A 19,425-nucleotide genomic window follows, 5' to 3' on the forward strand; every position below is an offset into this window, starting at 1 on the left:
ATATATATGGAAGTTAGTTTTAATTTGAAATTGTTTCATGCCGGTGTTAAATATAATTAACGTTTACATCAGTTGTATAATTTGATTATTATAAAATAATATGTAATCAGGCAGGTTGATAATTTTTACGTGTATAAATATACATTAATCAATATAACTAAATGATAAATCATGTCTTTTATGGTGCAATCTGTTTCCTGCTGGAATATGGGTAGGTCCATTTTGCAGAGAATTATCAAAATAAATGCGGTGTTAATTGAGGATCAGGAGGTTTAATTTGTCTTGCTAACTGTTTAATTTTTTTATGAAATAATTTACATATGATATTAATTCAAAATGGACAAATACAGCAGGGATTTATCACTCATGCCAGTAAATATATTCAATGAATCCATTTTTATTTAGTTATGGAATTCAGCGTCAGCCAATAAAAAATTGCACAAAATCAAAGGCGCTTATTAAAAAATAGGAACAAAAATGGAATATCTTTTGCCGGTTCACTGGGTGAACCGTTTATTCCGTTATCAGGAAAATAATTGTCGCAGAATTGTTAATTATGCGGTTATCAACCGGGCCATTACATCCAGCGTCCAAAAGAATGTGCTGTCTGAGGATCTTAATTGATGCCTGGTGTGTGCCCGTTTTTATTTCTTTGAGGAAAGAAGGGCAAAACATTTGTGATGACTGTTGAGAATGACAGTTTTCAAATAACTAACAGATTCGTTGAGGTAGTAAGTAGATGAAAGATAGCATGGCTAAAAAGGAAATTATCTTTGACGCTGGATTAGTACAAGTACCGCCAGAAAAGGTTGGTGATGACATATCTGTTCAGAAACTTAATTTGTTGTCAGAGGCTGAACGTACACTGCTATTGGAAACTTGGAACGCCACTGAAACCGTTTATCCTGATCAGTTGGGTATCCATCAGTTGTTTGAACGACAAGTAGAAAAAAACCCGACAGCTACGGCGTTAATAGCAGGTGATAAGGTCCTGAGTTATGAGGAATTGAATGCTCGTGCTAACCGACTGACTTATCAACTGATTAAACAAGGGGTTAGCCCAAATGACCATGTGGCAATCCTGTTAGAGCGATCTATCGAGTTGGTGGTAGCTCAATTGGCTATCCTCAAGGCGGGGGCGGTTTATGTCCCTATTGATCCGGGAGCGCCGAACGAGAGAAAAAATTGGCTGATAAACGATTGCTTAGCCAAATTGCTGCTCACCGGTGCAGAAGTGGATATCCCGGCTGATCTGGATGTTCCGCTAATTCGTCTCTCTGATGAGACAGATGTGAACAAAGAGGAGGGCTTTAATCCTGACTTACCTTGTTCCAGTATCGCGCCAGCGTATATTATGTACACTTCCGGCTCGACTGGCATCCCCAAAGGGGTGATTGTGCCTCACCGCGCTGTGGTTCGACTGGTTATTAATAATAGCTATGTTGAAATTGAACCTAATGATCGAGTCGCCTTCGCAGCTAACCCCGCATTCGATGCCAGCACCTTTGAAGTTTGGGCCCCTTTGCTCAATGGTGGGGCACTAGTCGTTATTGACCACACGACTTTGTTAACGCCACAGGAATTTGTCCAAACATTAGACCGTTATCAAATTAATATCTTATGGTTAAGTGTCGGCCTGTTTAACCGGCTGGCGGCGGAGTTGTCTCCACTCCTTCCACAGATGAAAAACCTGATTGTCGGCGGCGATGTCCTTGATCCTCATGTAATTGCCCAAATTTTACGCAACAACCCGCCTCAACAGTTATTGAATGCCTATGGACCGACCGAAGGCACCACCTTTACCACCACATACCGGATTGATGCTTTGGCCGCAGGAACAACCAACATTCCTATTGGCCGACCAATTGCTAACACGCGGGTTTACTTACTGGATGAGCAGGGCCAGCCGGTGCCATTGGGAAGGGTGGGCGAGATTTATGTTGGAGGCGACGGGGTGGCCTGCGGTTATCTCAATCGCCCTGAATTGACTGCCGAACGCTTTGTGCTTGATCCATTTAATGATGTACCGGATGCGCGGATGTACCGGACCGGAGATTTAGCTCGCTACCTGCCGGATGGTAATCTCGAATTCCTTGGCCGCAACGATCAGCAAGTGAAAATTCGGGGCTTTCGGATTGAACCGGGGGAGATTGAAGCTTGCTTGGCGGAGTATCCAACAGTACGAGAAGCGGTGGTATTGGCATCAGGCGAAGGGCAGAACAAGCAGTTAGTTGCTTATGTGTTGGCGGAATCGGATAACGAATTGCCGACTCACTTGCGTGAACATCTAAGTGCGCGGTTGCCTGATTATATGGTGCCGGTGGCCTTTGTGCGTCTGGATGAATTCCCGCTAACTCCCAATGGCAAATTGGATCGCCGGGCGTTGCCGACACCGGGGGAAGACGCTTTTGCCCGTCAGATTTACGCCGCGCCGCAAGGAGAACGGGAAATTGCATTGGCTACTATCTGGCGCGAGTTATTGGGTATTGAGCAGATAAGTCGGCATGACAGCTTCTTTGCACTGGGCGGTCATTCACTACTCGGCGTACGCATGATTGAACAGCTACGCCATTTAGGACTGACGTTATCTGCCCGCGACCTGTTTCAATCGCCAATACTGGCGGAGTTGGCCCAAACATTGGGGCAGCATCAGATTATGGCAGTGCCGCCGAATGTCATTACCCCGGCGACCACTGAATTGACGCCAGCGATGTTGCCGCTAATCGATTTAACTCAGCCAGATATTGATCGCATCGTCGAGCAGGTACCGGGTGGAGTGGTCAATATTCAGGATATTTATGCGCTATCGCCGTTGCAGGACGGTATCTTATTCCACCATCTGCTGGCGAAAGAGGGTGATCCTTACTTGCTGGCCTACCCAATGATCTTTGCTGACCGTGGCTTGTTAGACCGCTATTTATTTGCGGTACAACAGGTGGTTGACCGCCATGATATTTTGCGTACCGCTTTTATCTGGCAAGGATTATCCATCCCGGCGCAGGTGGTTTGGCGTCAGGCCCCGTTGTCAGTGACTGAACTGACGTTAAACCCGGCTGACGGGCCGGTCAGTGACCAACTGGCGCGACGTTTTGATCCGCGGCAACACCGTTTCGACCTCAGTCAGGCGCCGTTGTTACGCTTTGTGGTAGCACAGGAGACGGATGGTCGCTGGTACGTACTGCAATTACAACATCACCTGATTGGCGACCATACTACGCTGGAAGTCATGAACCGCGAAGTTCGGGCCTATCTTGACGGACAGGGCAATAACCTAACGGCGCCGGTACCGTTCCGCAATCTGGTGGCTCAAGCTCGGCAAGGGGTTGACCAGACAGAACATCACCGATTTTTTACCGACATGTTGGCAGAAGTGGATGAACCGACGTTACCGTTTGGGCTGACTGAGGTACATCGTGATGGTTCTCAGGTCGTACAGGCGCACCGGATGCTGTCTCCCACGCTGAATGATCGTCTGCGTGCGCAGGCAAGACGTCTGGGCGTCAGTCTGGCAACCCTGTGTCATCTGGCTTGGGCACAGGTGTTATCGCGGACCAGCGGACAAGAGAAAGTGGTGTTCGGCACCGTGCTGTTTGGACGCATGGCGGCGGGGGAAGGGGCTGACAATGGCATGGGGCTGTTTATCAATACCTTACCACTACGGTTGGATATTGATGATACTCCGGTACAGGATAGCGTTAAGTTGGCGCATACCCGATTAGCCGGATTGCTGGATTATGAGCATGCTTCATTGGCGTTGGCTCAACGTTGCAGCGGAGTACAGGGAGGCACGCCGCTTTTTAGCGCCCTACTGAACTACCGGCACAATGAGCAACCGATGATCCCGCATGAGGCGATGCCAGGAATCGAATTTCTGGGTGAACAGGAGAGAACCAACTACCCGTTTGTCCTGTCAGTAGAGGATGGCGGCGCCACACTGGGGTTGACTGCCCAGGTGGTACAACCGTTTGATTCAGAGCGGGTATGTGGTTATATGCAACAGGCGCTGGAAAGTCTGGCGGATGCCCTTGAACTGGCGCCGGAAACACCGGTGCGAGCGCTCAACGTTTTGCCTGCATCGGAACGTACATTATTGCTGGAAAACTGGAACGCGACAGAAACACCCTATCCTGAACAACTCTGTATTCATCAGTTGATTGAACAACAAGCGGAGAAAACCCCAGAGGCTGCGGCGCTGGTGTATGAAAATCAGACGCTCAGCTATGGACAATTGAATGCCGATGCTAACCGGCTAGCCCATCAACTGCTTGCCTTGGGTATCGTGCCAGATCAACGAGTGGCGATCTGCATGACAAGTTCACCGGCGCGGGTAATAGCGGTGCTGGCGGTGCTGAAAGCGGGCGGAGCTTATGTGCCGTTGGACCCGGCTTATCCGGGAGAACGACTGTTGCATATCCTGACCGATGCAGCCCCGGCGGGGTTGAAAACAATCGTGTTGGTGGATAGTACCGGGCGGGCTGCATTGGGTGAGCAAACGCTTGCGGAGCTGACGGTACTAGACCCGCATATCTTACCTGACCAGCCGGACGGCAATCCGCAAGTTCCTGCATTGACCTCTCGCCATCTGGCCTACGTGATTTACACTTCCGGATCGACTGGGACGCCCAAAGGGGTAATGATTGAACATCGTGGGCTGGTCAATCTTATCCGGGATAAAATCAGCCGATTCGACATTCGCCCTGCTAGCCGGATGTTACAGTTTGCTTCATTTGGCTTTGATGCCGGTGTTTGGGAAATCATGATGGCATTAGGCGGTGGAGCCTGCTTGGTTATTCCAGACGAAACCGTTCGTCAAGACCCGCGTCGCCTCTGGCATTATCTGGAAGAGCAATTGGTGACGCACGCCTGCTTGACTCCTGCTTTGTTGCGAGAAGGGGCTGATTTGCCAACGATAGCAATAAAACCGACCTTGATATTGGGCGGTGAAGCCCCTAGCCCCGCGCTACTACGGGCGCTTAGTCATCAGGCGACTCTATTTAATGCCTATGGGCCGACAGAAATTACCGTCTGTGCCACCAATTGGCGTTGCCCGTCACACTATACTGATGTGTTGGTCTCTATTGGTCGCCCGACGGCGAATACTCGTCTTTACCTACTGGATAACCACGGTCAGCCAGTTCCATTGGGCGCGGTGGGGGAACTCTATATTGGTGGAGATGGTGTTGCTCGCGGTTATCTCAATCGTCCTGATCTGACCGACGAACGCTTCCTGGCTGATCCATTTAGTGACGCTGCCGATGCCAGAATGTACCGGACTGGGGATTTGGCGCGCTACTTGCCGGACGGCAATCTGGTGTTTGTTGGTCGTAACGACCAGCAGATTAAAATCCGCGGTTTCCGTATCGAGCCGGGTGAAATCGAAGCTCGATTGACAGAACACCCTATGGTGCGCGAAGCACGGATCGTGACCTTGGGGGATGGACAGGATAAGCGTTTAGTTGCCTATATTGTAGCCGAAGAGGATAGCGGACTGGCGGCCAGTTTGCACACCCATTTGAGTGCTATGCTGCCTGATTATATGGTGCCCGCAGCTTTTGTGCGTCTGGCGGCTTTCCCGCTGACGCCAAACGGTAAATTGGATCATCGGGCATTACCGGCGCCGGGGGAAGATGCCTTTGCCCGTCAAATTTATGTCGCGCCACAAGGGGAAATGGAAATTGCAGTGGCGGCTATCTGGCGTGAATTGCTAGGCGTTGAGCAGATTGGCCGACATGACAATTTCTTTGCCTTGGGCGGACATTCCCTGTTGGCGGTACGGATGATGAACCGGATAGCGGTTTTCGGTGTCGATCTGCCGTTGGCTGAGTTGTTTATGTTTCCGTCATTGTCTGCGTTTACCGAGAAGATCTGCGCACAACGTCATGCGGCCAATGATAAATTGCCTGCAATTAGGCCAATATCTCGCGATAGTGTCTTGCCCTTATCGTTTGGTCAACAGCGTCTGTGGTTTCTGGCGCAATTTGAGGGGGTGAGTGATACCTACCATGTTCCGACAGCCTTGCGTTTACGTGGACGGCTAAACTTTTCTGCCTGGCAGCAGGCCCTGAATCGCCTGCTCGCTCGCCACGAGGCGCTTCGTTCTATTTTTATCACAGTTGATGGTCAGCCTCAGGTTGAACTGTTACCGGCGGAATTTGGTCTACCGGTGAAAAAATACGATTTACGTAAAGCATCTAACGTGGACGAACAATTTAAGCTCTTGTGTGTACAGGAAGCCAAAACGCCGTTTGATCTTGCTCGTGGCCCCCTAATTCGTTGCGCATTGATCCAACTGGCCGATGAAGAGCATATATTCTTACTGACTCAGCATCATATTATCTCCGATGCTTGGTCTTTAAAGATACTTGAATCAGAACTGGTTGCACTCTACGCTGCTGGTCTAAATCAACAGCCTGATCCATTGCCGCTATTGACCATTCAATATCCTGATTATGCGGCCTGGCAGCGGCAGGTATTTTCTGGTGAAGGAGTACAGGCGCAGAGTGATTACTGGCGCCGGACGTTGGCAGACGCACCGGTATTGCTTGAGTTGCCGATAGACAGACCTCGACCCTTCCAACAATCATTTACCGGCGGCCGGGTAGCGGTGCACATTGATGCTCCGTTGGTACAGGCCCTAAAACATCTGGGGCAACAACACGGCGCCACACTGTTTATGACATTGCTGACCGCTTGGGCTGCGCTGTTGTCACGTTTGTCTGGTCAGGATGATGTCGTCATTGGTATACCAAGCGCTAACCGCAATCTGCGGGAAATTGAACCACTGCTTGGCTTCTTTGTTAACACATTAGCGTTGCGTATCGATTTATCCGACATGCCGGATGTGGCCACACTACTGCGGCGTGTACGGCAGACGACACTGGGAGCGCAGGAGCATCAAGATCTGCCTTTCGAGCAGGTAGTGGAAATTGTTCAACCGCCGCGCAGACCGGAGCATACACCACTGTTCCAGGTAATGTTTGCCTGGCAGGAGAATGAAACAGAGGAATGGCAATTACCGGAATTGACGGTAACACCCTTCGAGCTGGAATATGATATAGCGAAATTCGATCTGCAACTGGAATTAACGGAGAAGGCGGGCGAAATTGTTGGAGAGCTGAACTACTCTTCTGCCCTGTTCGACCATGAAACCATTGAACGACAGGTGGGTTATTTGCAGGCTATATTGCGGGCAATAGTGAACCAGCCTCAACAGCCTGTCACGGCTATCGACATTTTATCATCCGCTGAACGGGAGCTATTGCTGGAGAATTTGAATGCGACCGAAGAATCGTATCCTACTCAGGTATGTGTGCATCAGTTGTTTGAACAACAGGCAGAGCAGACCCCGGACGCCATAGCAGTAATCTATGAAAACCAGACGCTCAGTTACGCGGAACTCAATGCCCGCGCCAATCGGTTAGCTCATCAGCTTATCGCCTTAGGTGTAACGCCGGATCAGCGGGTGGCGATTTGTGTGACACGCTCACTCGCGAGGATAATCGGGTTGTTGGCGGTGTTGAAAGCGGGCGGGGCCTATGTGCCGTTAGATCCAGCCTATCCCGGTGAACGTCTGGCTTATATGCTCACTGATGCGACGCCGGTTATTTTGATGGCGGATAATGCCGGGCGGGCAGCATTAAGTGAAGACGTTCTGGCGACGCTGACGGTGCTCGATCCGAATACCTTACCGGAGCAGCCGGATAGTAACCCGCAAGTTTTTGGACTGACCTCACAGCATCTGGCCTATGTGATTTACACCTCCGGCTCAACCGGCAGACCAAAAGGCGTGATGATTGAACATCGTAGCGTGGTTAATTTGACGCTGACACAAATTGACCAGTTTGATTTTTGTGCCACCAGCCGCATGTTGCAGTTTGCTTCATTTGGTTTCGATGCCAGTGTCTGGGAAATCATGATGGCGCTGAGTTGTGGGGCCATGCTGGTTATTCCTACCGAAACCGTGCGGCAAGATCCACAGCGTCTCTGGCATTACCTGGAAGAACAGGCGGTAACTCATGCCTGTTTGACGCCAGCTATGTTTCATGACGGCGCCGATTTACCGGCGATAGCGATAAAACCAACCTTAATATTTGCAGGAGAAGCGCCGAGTACCGCGTTATTTCAGGCACTGTGCAGCCGGGCCGATTTGTTTAACGCTTATGGACCGACGGAAACCACCGTGTGCGCGACCACTTGGGATTGTCCGGCCGATTATACCGGAGGAGTCATCCCCATCGGCAGCCCGGCCGCCAACAAACGTCTCTATCTGCTGGATGAACACCGCCAGCCTGTTCCATTGGGTACAGTGGGGGAATTGTATATTGGCGGCGTTGGGGTAGCGCGTGGTTATCTCAATCGCCCTGAATTGACGGCTGAACGTTTCCTGAATGATCCATTTAGTAATGAACCGAATGCCCGGATGTACCGTACCGGAGATTTGGCTCGCTACTTGCCGGACGGCAATCTGGTGTTTGTTGGCCGTAATGACCAACAGGTTAAAATCCGTGGTTTCCGCATTGAGCCGGGAGAAATTGAAGCACGGCTGATTGAACACTCTGAGGTAAGTGAAGCGCTGGTATTGGCGTTGGGTGACGGGCAGGATAAACGTCTGGTGGCTTATGTGGTGGCGCCAGCGGATGACGGACTGGCCACCAGACTGCGTGAGCACCTGAGTGATATTTTGCCTGACTATATGATACCGTCGGCTTTTGTGCGTTTGGATGCCTTTCCGCTGACCCCTAACGGTAAGTTGGATCGCCGAGCACTGCCCGCACCGGGGGAGGACGCTTTTGCCCGTCAGGCTTACCAAGCGCCACAAGGGGAAATTGAAATAGCATTAGCTGCTATCTGGCGCGAATTACTGAATGTTGAGCAGATTGGCCGACATGACAGTTTCTTTGCCTTGGGCGGTCACTCGCTGTTGGCGGTCAGGATGATCGAACGTTTACGACGTATAGGTTTGGGCCTATCGGTGCAAACGCTATTCCAGCATCCGACATTAAGTGTATTGGCCCAATCTTTGGCGCAGCATCGTGAAATTAGCGTGCCTGATAACCGTATTACAGCGGATACGACAGTGCTGACGCCAGCGATGTTGCCGCTGATTGATCTGACACAAGCTGAAATTGACCGCATTGTTGAGCAAGTACCGGGTGGGATTGCCAATATTCAGGATATCTATGCGCTGTCGCCGTTACAGGATGGTATTTTGTTCCACCATTTGTTGGCAAATGAGGGTGATCCCTATTTGCTAATCACTCAACAGGCTTTTGCTGATCGGTCTTTACTAGACCGTTATCTGGCTGCGGTTCAACAGGTGGTTGACCGTCATGACATCTTGCGTACTGCCTTTATCTGGGAAGGATTATCCGTACCGGCTCAGGTGGTTTGCCGTCAGGCGCCTTTGTCAGTGACGGAATTGACCCTCGATCCGGCTGATGGACCGATCAGTGACCAACTGGCTCAACGTTTTGACCCGCGCCGACATCGTATTGACCTGAATCAGGCGCCGTTATTACGTTTCGTTGTGGCACAGGAGAGTGATGGCCGTTGGATTGTATTGCAATTGTTGCATCACCTAATTGGCGACCACACCACGTTGGAGGTGATGAACAGCGAAGTACAGGCTTGCCTCACCGGGAGAATAGACAGCTTGCCTGCGCCGGTTCCGTTCCGTCATTTAGTGGCACAGGCTCAGCAGGGAGTCAGTCAGGCAGAACATACTCGCTTCTTTACTGACATGCTGGCTGAGGTGGATGAGCCAACGTTGCCGTTTGGGTTGGCGGAAGCACATCATGATGGTTCACAGGTGACGGAATCTCACCGAATGCTGACAGCGGAACTAAATGATCGCTTACGTGGTCAGGCGCGGCGGTTGGGCGTCAGTGTGGCGGCGCTGTGTCATTTGGCTTGGGCACAGGTATTGTCGCGTACCAGCGGTCAGCAACAAGTGGTGTTTGGCACCGTGCTGTTTGGACGTATGCAGGCGGGTGAAGGATTTGATAGTGGCATGGGGCTATTTATTAACACCTTGCCGTTACGGTTGGATATCGATAATACCCCGGTGCGTGACAGTGTACGCACAGCACATAGCCGACTGGCGGGATTGTTGGAACATGAACACGCTTCACTGGCGCTGGCGCAACGTTGCAGTGGCGTAGCCAGTGGAACGCCGCTTTTTAATGCGCTGTTGAACTATCGACATAACACCCGGCCGGTAACGCCGGATGAAATTATGAGCGGTATTGAATTCCTTGGCGCACAGGAGCGGACCAACTATCCGTTTGTCTTGTCGGTAGAGGATGGGGGTTCTGATTTAGGGCTGACAGCGCAAGTAGTGCAACCATTCGATCCAGAACGGATATGCGGTTATATGCAACAGGCGTTGGCAAGTCTGGTGGATGCCCTTGAGCGGACGCCCGATATGCCGGTACAGCAGTTAGACATTCTGCCGACAACCGAACGCACATTGTTATTAAAAACCTGGAACGCCACTGAAACCGCGTATCCTGAGCGGTTGTGCATTCATCAACTGTTTGAACAGCAGGTGGAGAAGACCCCGGATGCCACGGCGTTGGAGTGTGAAGAGCGGTCCCTCAGTTATGCGGAATTGAATACTGATGCTAACCGGTTGGCGCATCAACTTATTGCACTGGGTGTAACGCCGGATCAGCGGGTGGCGATTTGCGTAGCAAGTTCACCGGCGCGGATAGTGGCGCTGTTGGCGGTGTTAAAAGCGGGAGGCGCTTACGTGCCATTGGACCCGGCCTATCCGGGTGAACGTCTGGCCCATATTTTGACTGATGCTGAACCGATGATTTTACTGGCCGATAATGTCGGACGTTCAGCTTTAGGCGAGGAGATGCTTGCCGGGAAGACTCTCCTTGATCCAAATTCATTACCTGATCAACCGGATAGCAATCCACAACTGCCTACATTGACCGCTCGCCATCTGGCGTATGTGATTTACACTTCTGGCTCGACCGGCACGCCAAAAGGGGTGATGGTGGAACATCGTGGGTTGGTTAACCTTATTCGGGATAAAATCGCCCGATTCGGCATTCTGCCCGCTAGCCGAATGTTACAGTTTGCCTCATTTGGTTTTGATGCGGGAGTCTGGGAAACCATGATGGCGCTGTGCAGTGGCGCTACTTTGGATATTCCTGTTGACACTATTCGTCAGGACCCCAATCTTCTCTGGCATTATCTGGAAGCGCACGCGGTAACGTACGCCTGCCTGACACCGGCTCTGTTGCGGGATGGCGCTGATTTGCCTGTGATAGCGATAAAGCCCACATTAATACTGGGGGGTGAAGCGCCCAGTGCGGCATTGCTTAAGGCGCTGCGCAACAAGGCCACAGTGTTCAATGCATATGGTCCAACGGAAATCACCGTTTGCGCCACTAGCTGGCGTTGCCCATCAAACTATGCAAGTTATTCAAACTGTGGGGATGAATTCATTCCTATTGGGCGCCCGACAGCCAACACCCGTATTTATCTGTTGAACGCCCTCGGCCAGCCGGTGCCATTGGGAGCAGTAGGTGAACTCTATATTGGTGGCGTCGGTGTAGCGCGTGGCTATCTCAATCGCTCTGAGTTGACTGACGAGCGTTTCCTTGCAGATCCATTTAGTGAAATTGCTGATGCCCGGATGTATCGAACCGGGGATTTGGTGCGTTACCTGCCGGATGGCAATCTGGTATTTGTTGGCCGTAATGACCAACAGATTAAGATCCGTGGTTTCCGCATTGAGCCGGGGGAAATCGAAACCCGGCTGACAGAACACCCCGCAGTGCGTGAAGCGCTGGTACTGGCTTTGGGTGATGGTCAGGACAAACGGCTGGTGGCTTATGTAGTGGCGGCAGAAGATGACGGGTTGGTTAACTGCCTGCGAGAATATCTGAGCGGGTTGTTGCCTGATTACATGATACCGGCGGCCTTTGTGCGACTGGAGGCTTTTCCGCTGACGCCTAACGGCAAGCTGGATCGCCGGGCGCTGCCTGCGCCGGGGGAAGAAGCTTTTGCCCGCCAGATTTACGCCGCGCCACAGGGAGAAACTGAAACCGTATTGGCCGATATCTGGCGTGAATTATTGGGCATTGAGCAGATCAGCCGATACGACAGCTTCTTTGCTTTGGGAGGGCATTCATTGCTCGCGGTACGCATGGTTGAACGTCTGCGTAACTTGGGATTAACGCTGGCAGTGCGTGATCTGTTCCAAACCCCGGTACTGTCTGAACTGGCGCAAACATTGAAGTTGAATCAGATCGAGAAAGTGCCGGTCAACGTTATTACACCGGACACCACCTTATTAACACCAGAAATGTTGCCGCTGATTGATCTCACTCAGTCTGAAATTGATCACCTCGTCGAACAGGTACCGGGCGGGGTAGCCAATATTCAAGATATCTATGCATTATCGCCGTTACAGGATGGGATCTTGTTCCACCATTTGCTGGCAGACGAAGGCGATCCTTATCTGTTGGCCGGTCAAATGGCCTTTGCTAATCGGCCATTATTGGATCGTTATCTGGCGGCGGTTCAACAGGTGATTAATCGTCATGACATCTTGCGGACTGCCTTTATCTGGCAAGGATTATCCGTACCGGCACAGATTGTCTGCCGTCAGGTGCGGTTGTCGGTGACGGAATTGACATTAGATCCGGCGGACGGGCCGATCAGCGACCAACTAACGCAACGTTTTAACCCACGCCAATATCGCCTCGATTTGGGGCAGGCGCCGCTGTTGCGCTTTGTGGTGGCGCAGGAGCGTGATGGTCGCTGGATTGTGTTGCAACTGATGCATCATTTGATTGGCGACCATACCGCACTGGATGTGATGAGCCACGAAGTTCAGGCATACCTTGACGGTCAGGAAAGCAACTTATCTGACCCGGCGCCATTCCGTAATCTGGTGGCCCAGTCCCGGTTAGGGATGAGCCAGGCAGAACATGCGGATTTCTTTACTGAAATGTTGGCTGAGGTGACTGAACCAACATTACCGTTCGGGTTGGCGGAAGTTCGCCATGATGGTTCGCAGATGACCGAATCGCACCGGATGTTGGCCCCTGAATTAAATGACCGTTTACGTGGTCAGGCGCGGCGGTTGGGCGTCAGTCTGGCGGCGCTGTGCCATTTGGCTTGGGCGCAGGTATTGTCGCGTACCAGCGGACAGCAGCAAGTGGTATTTGGCACCGTCTTGTTTGGACGTATGGCGGCGGGTGAAGGGGCTGAAAATGGCATGGGGCTGTTTATCAATACCTTGCCGCTATGCCTGAATATGGATGATACCTCGGTGCGAGACAGCGTACAGGCAGCACATCACCGGCTGGCGGGATTATTGGAACACGAATATGCTTCGTTGGCACTGGCTCAACGTTGTAGTGGCGTACAAGGTGGAACGCCGCTGTTTAGTACTTTGCTGAACTATCGACACAATGCGTCGTCGGCGACGTCGAATGAAATCATGAGCGGCGTCGAATTCCTCGGTGCGCAGGAGCGGACCAACTATCCGTTTACGCTATCGGTGGAAGATTTTGGCGATGCACTGGGACTGACCGCGCAAATCGTCCAGCCGTTTGATGCCGAGCGGGTGTGTGGTTATATGCAACGGGCGCTGGAAAGTCTGGCAGAAGCACTTGAACGCGCTCCAGAAACTCCGATTCGGCAGTTAGAAGTTTTACCGGCAGTAGAAAGGAAATTGTTACTGGAAATCGGCAATGGTCCGCAAACGGCCTATTCCGACCTGTTGTGCATTCACCACCTGTTTGAACAGCAAGTGGCGAGCAATCCCGAGGCTACAGCACTGATATACGAAGAGCAAACCCTCAGCTATGCAGAATTGAATGCATGTGCTAACCGACTGGCTCATCAATTAATTGAACTCGGCGTAGAGCCTGATCAACGGGTGGCGATTTGCGTCACACGTTCACCGTCGAGAGTGATAGCGCTGCTGGCGGTACTGAAAGCGGGCGGCGCTTATGTTCCTTTAGATCCAGCCTATCCGAGTGATCGGTTGGCTTATATGCTTACGGATGCGGCGCCATCAGTGGTACTGGCGGATAATGCGGGCCGTACTGCGCTAGGCGAACAGGCGCTTGCTGCATTAACGGTGCTTGATCCCACGATCCTGCCTGATCAGCCGGACAGCAATCCACACATCCCGGCGCTGACCTCACGACATTTGGCATATGTGATTTACACCTCTGGCTCCACCGGTACGCCGAAAGGGGTGATGGTGGAACACTGTGGCTTGGTCAATCTGATTGGGGAGAAAATCACTCAATTTGACATTCACGCGGATAGTCGGCTGTTGCAATTTGCCTCATTTGGTTTCGATGCCAGTGTCTGGGAAATCATGATGGCGCTGTGTGGGGGAGCGACACTGGACATTCCGGTTGATACGGTTCGTCAGGACCCGCTGCGCCTTTGGCATTATCTGGAAGAGCGGCGAGTAACCCATGCCTGTTTAACCCCGGCTCTGCTACGGGATGGGGCCGATTTACCGGCGATAACCATAAAGCCCACTTTAATCCTGGGCGGAGAAGCGCCCGGTGCGGCGTTGTTGCAGACACTACGTGATCGGGCAACGCTATTTAATGCTTATGGCCCGACAGAAATCACCGTCTGTGCAACCTGTTGGCGTTGCCCGTCAGACTATGCGGATGTGCTGATCCCGATTGGGCGCCCGACAGCGAATACATGTATCTATCTCCTGGATAATCACGGCCAGCCAGTGCCGTTTGGGGCGGTGGGAGAACTGTACATTGGAGGTGCTGGTGTTGCCCGTGGCTACCTCAACCGCCCTGATTTGACGGCTGAACGCTTTCTGGTCGATCCGTTCAGCGATCAACCTGATGCTCGTATGTACCGCACCGGGGATTTAGCCCGCTACCTGCCGGATGGCAATCTGGTGTTCGTTGGTCGTAACGATCAGCAGATTAAAATCCGCGGCTTCCGCATTGAACCGGGTGAAATTGAAGCGCGGTTGACGGAGTACCCTGATGTGCGTGAGGCGATTGTTTTGGCGTTAGGTGATAATCAGGATAAACGTCTGGTGGCTTATGTGGCGGCGCCAGAGAATAACGAGTTGGCAAGCCAATTACATCGTCATTTAAGAGCCTTATTGCCTGACTATATGGTGCCGTCAGCCTTTGTGCGTCTGGACGCTTTTCCGTTGACGCCGAACGGCAAGTTGGATCACCGGGCATTGCCAGCGCCTGATCAGAACGCATTTGCCCGTCAGATCTATGAGGCGCCGCAAGGAGAAACAGAGATCGCCTTGGCGGCTATCTGGCGTGAATTACTGGGGGTCGAGCGGATTGGTCGGCATGACAACTTCTTTACCTTGGGTGGACACTCGCTGCTCGCTATGCGGATGATCAATCTGGCCGCAGAACGGGGATTGATTTGTTCATTGAATAATCTGTTCCAATTCCCGGTGTTAGCGGAACTGGTGGCGGAGATCACCTCAGATCCGCTGTCTCAGTGGCAAATCAGCGCCATACCGGTACGACCGGATGGTACCGAGCCGCCGCTATTCTTCGTACCGAGCGGCATGGATGATTACTCATATGTTTTCGGGCTGGCTCAGCATATTCAGGCGGATTACCCGATTTATGCGCTACCTTGGCCGTCTATCAATGAGGAACAGGCATCGACCATTGAAGCGCTGGCGAGCAGAATGATCACCTTTATGAAGGCGGTGCAGCCAGAAGGACCGTATCGGATATACGGCTACTCTTCTGGCGGTATACTGGCTTATGCCATTGCTCAGCAACTGTTGCATGCCGGAGAGACAGTTAATTTCTTGGGGCTAATTGATACACCGGCTCCGCACTGCTTCAAGACACGAGTCGATCAACCTAAACTTCAGTTCCTTGCTGAATTGGCAAGGCAGTCAGTGGATGAGCATCCTCAAGAGATTGCCGCATTGCATGAGAAAATGGACGAACTAAATTTAGTGCAATTTATTGCCGCAGCGCAGGAACTGGAATTATACCCATCAAATCTGCGTCCTGACTTAATTGCCAAACGTTGGCTACAGATGGGAAATTATGTCCAAATGGTCAAGGATTATCAGCCGAAAGCTCTGGCGATAACGCTACATCAATTCTATGCAATGGAATCTTATCCGCAGATCCCGTTTGTCACCGATGTTGCGCTACAGTCCGTAACGATGGAACCGTCGTTAGGTTGGGAACAGATAGTTCCCGACTCTTCGCTACAGTTAACCTCGGTGCCGGGGGACCATTTTAGCCTGATGGAGGATAGTGAAAATAAAACTATTTTGGCTAAGACCTTAAGCATGGCGTTGGCAATGAATTGTGAGGAGGAGGCACTGTAATGCCAGTGATATTGCGGGATGAAAAGTTATACTTAAATAAAAATAGTTAAAGATCAGTTTGTCCGGTTAAAGATTTTTATAATAGCCGGACAATCTCGCTGAGTATAAGGCACCGAATGTTAATCACTTCGGTGCCTTATTTTTTTATCAAATTTTAAACCTGATGCTAGCGGAGAAATCCTATTTTTCAGCATTGCCTACACATGTAAACGATGTTTACACTTTTAAACAATTATTACACTTTTAAATGAATTTAAACACTCTTAACGCTTCAATGTCGAATGTAATGGGAGTTATTTTCTGTCATTTACGCACTTATAATCCTATGAGGTTTAAAATAATAATAGTTATGTTGCTATCCTTTAAAACAGAAGATATTCTATGAAAATGTCAGTAATGGCAGTTCTTATTAATCCATCGTAATCGACTATTCTCTTCTGTGTAACTGAATTTATTCTCATTCGCATTAACTTAAGCTGATAATCATGCTTCTTTTACTTGTTTTACTAAATGTTTTTACCTGTTGTGCCGTAGGGGTGAAAATTTTTTTTGGTCGTTTATTTTGTTGTTAAGTCAATGAAAATAAATGATTATTTTATATTTTAATCATTTTTTTGACCTATATAAATAATATGATTTACCGGCCGATTGATATTTTTAAAACAAGTTCAATTTTTATGAAAATAAATTCAATTTCGTTTAGATTTCGTTGATATATTGTTTGTTTAATCTCTTGATTAAGATGTTTTATATCTGGTGGAGTGAAGCAAAAAATGCTTTTTGATAAAAAATGACTTGATTTTATATAAATCTGTTTAGAAAATCCCCTTACCCAGAAAATAGCCTGTCTGATAAATCAATTTATCTATTGAGGCGGGTGTTGTCGGTTTTCTCTTATTTTCCGCTTGGTTAGTGCCTGCTTTTAAATATCTGAATCCGGTTTTGTTTCTGAAATGCGTTGTGGCATGAACATCATGCCATTCATTCTATTTTGTTGTTGAGGAGTCACTTATGACACATAGTTTTCAAAACGAGATCCCTAAATCGCGTATTAATATCAAATTAGATTTGCATACAGGAGGTGCGCAGAAAAAAGTCGAGCTGCCGCTGAAATTATTGGTAATGGGAGATTACAGCAACGGGCAGGAGCATCGTCCTCTCGCGGAAAGAAAAAAAGTGGCTATCAACAAAAATAACTTTGATAGCGTACTGGCTGAATTCAGCCCCGCTATTAACTTGACGGTCGAAAATACCTTGGCCGGAGATGGCAGCGAGGAGAATATCGCCCTTATTTTTCGGCAAATAAAAGACTTCGAGCCTGAACAAATCGCTCGCCAAATCCCGCAACTGCGGGCCTTGCTTTCTATGCGCCATCTATTGCGCGATCTGAGATCTAACCTGCTCGACAACGCCACCTTTCGCCGGGAGCTGGAACATATCCTCCAGGATCAAGCGTTAAGCGATGAGTTACGGGCTGAATTGGCCGCACTGGCGCCAAAAACTATTTGATTATTACAGTATTGATATCAGGAGATAGGATTAATGACTGAACAAGAACAACAAACCGCTGCGGCGGCGATAACGACTCACGCCGAAGGCAGTGTTTATCAATCGTTATTTAAGAAAATCAATTTACAGCCGGTAGAACAGTTAAGCGATATTGAACGCTTTCAGAGCAGTGATGCGCTGGCTGATGTGACGGCGGACGAGCGAGTCACGGCGGCCGTCAGCGTTTTTCTCTCTATGCTGAAAACCTCGGCGCAAAGGGTTAAACGGCTGGATAAAGCATTATTGGATAACCATATCCGCGAGTTGGATGAGCAAATCAGCCGTCAATTGGATGTGGTCATGCATCACCCTGAGTTTCAGCAGGTGGAATCTGCCTGGCGCGGCCTGAAATTCTTGGTTGATCGCACTGATTTCCGTCAGAACGTCAAGATTGAAGTACTGGACGTCACCAAAGAGGATTTGCGGCAAGATTTTGACGATGCGCCGGAAATTGTTCAGAGCGGTTTTTATCACCACACTTACATTCAAGAATACGATACGCCGGGCGGTGAACCCATCGGATCGGTGATTGCCAATTATGAATTTGATGCCGGAACGCAAGATATTGCGCTGTTGCGTAATATCGCCAAAGTCTCGGCGGCGGCGCATATGCCATTCATTGCCGCTGTTGGCCCGGCTTTTTTTGGCAAACAAACGATGGATCAAGTGGCCGCGATTAAAGATATCGGCAACTACTTCGACCGTGCCGAATACATCAAGTGGCAAGCATTCCGCGACAGTGATGATGCTCGTTATATCGGCTTGACTTTACCCCGCGTGCTAGGGCGTTTGCCCTATGGCCCAGACACCGTACCGGTGCGGACTTTTAACTATGTTGAAGAGGTGGCCGGTCCGGATCACGATAAATATTTATGGGCCAACGCCGCCTTTGCTTTTGGCGCAAACATGATCAAGAGCTTTGTCAGTAATGGCTGGTGTGTCCAGATCCGCGGTCCAAAAGCAGGGGGCGCGGTGACTGATTTGCCGATCCATCTCTACGATTTGGGGACCGGTAATCAGGTCAAAATTCCGTCAGAAGTGATGATTCCAGAAACCCGCGAATTTGAATTTGCCAATCTGGGCTTCATTCCGCTCTCTTACTACAAAAACCGGGATTATGCCTGCTTCTTTTCCGCTAACTCGGCGCAAAAACCGGCGTTGTATGACACCGATGAAGCGACGGCTAACAGCCGTATCAATGCGCGTCTGCCCTATATCTTCCTACTGTCGCGTATTTCCCATTATTTGAAATTGATTCAACGGGAAAACATCGGCACCACGAAAGATCGACGTCTGCTCGAAATTGAACTGAACAACTGGATCAACACCTTGGTAACTGAGATGACCGATCCTTCCGATGATTTGCAGGCTTCTCATCCGCTGCGTGAAGCGCACGTCACGGTTGAAGATATTGACGACAACCCAGGTTTCTTCCGCGTCAAGTTGTATGCAGTGCCGCATTTTCAGGTAGAGGGACTCGACGTCAACCTCTCTCTGGTTTCTCAAATGCCGAAATCCAAAGGTTAACAATA

General features: G+C 50.2%; 4 protein-coding genes. All 4 read left to right on the forward strand.

All coding sequences use genetic code 11. The annotated features are described in order from the left end of the window. The first annotated feature begins 477 nt into the window (after positions 1 to 477). A complete protein-coding gene (locus EAE90_RS19480) occupies positions 478 to 624 on the forward strand; it encodes a hypothetical protein (RefSeq protein WP_161786695.1) in 147 nt (48 codons plus the stop codon). A gap of 115 nt (positions 625 to 739) precedes the next feature. Next, positions 740 to 16,345, forward strand: coding sequence for a non-ribosomal peptide synthetase (locus EAE90_RS19485; protein WP_214054887.1), 15,606 nt, complete (start codon positions 740 to 742; stop codon positions 16,343 to 16,345). Between the two features lie 1,011 nt (positions 16,346 to 17,356). Then, a complete protein-coding gene (tssB, locus tag EAE90_RS19490; RefSeq protein ID WP_214054888.1) occupies positions 17,357 to 17,854 on the forward strand; it encodes a type VI secretion system contractile sheath small subunit in 498 nt (165 codons plus the stop codon). Between the two features lie 33 nt (positions 17,855 to 17,887). After that, complete coding sequence (gene tssC / locus EAE90_RS19495) at positions 17,888 to 19,420, forward strand: type VI secretion system contractile sheath large subunit (protein ID WP_214054889.1); 1,533 nt, start codon at positions 17,888 to 17,890, stop codon at positions 19,418 to 19,420. Positions 19,421 to 19,425: the final 5 nt, after the last annotated feature.

Origin of the sequence: Photorhabdus caribbeanensis, from assembly GCF_018448885.1 — a bacterium.
Taxonomy (GTDB): Bacteria; Pseudomonadota; Gammaproteobacteria; order Enterobacterales; family Enterobacteriaceae; genus Photorhabdus; species Photorhabdus caribbeanensis.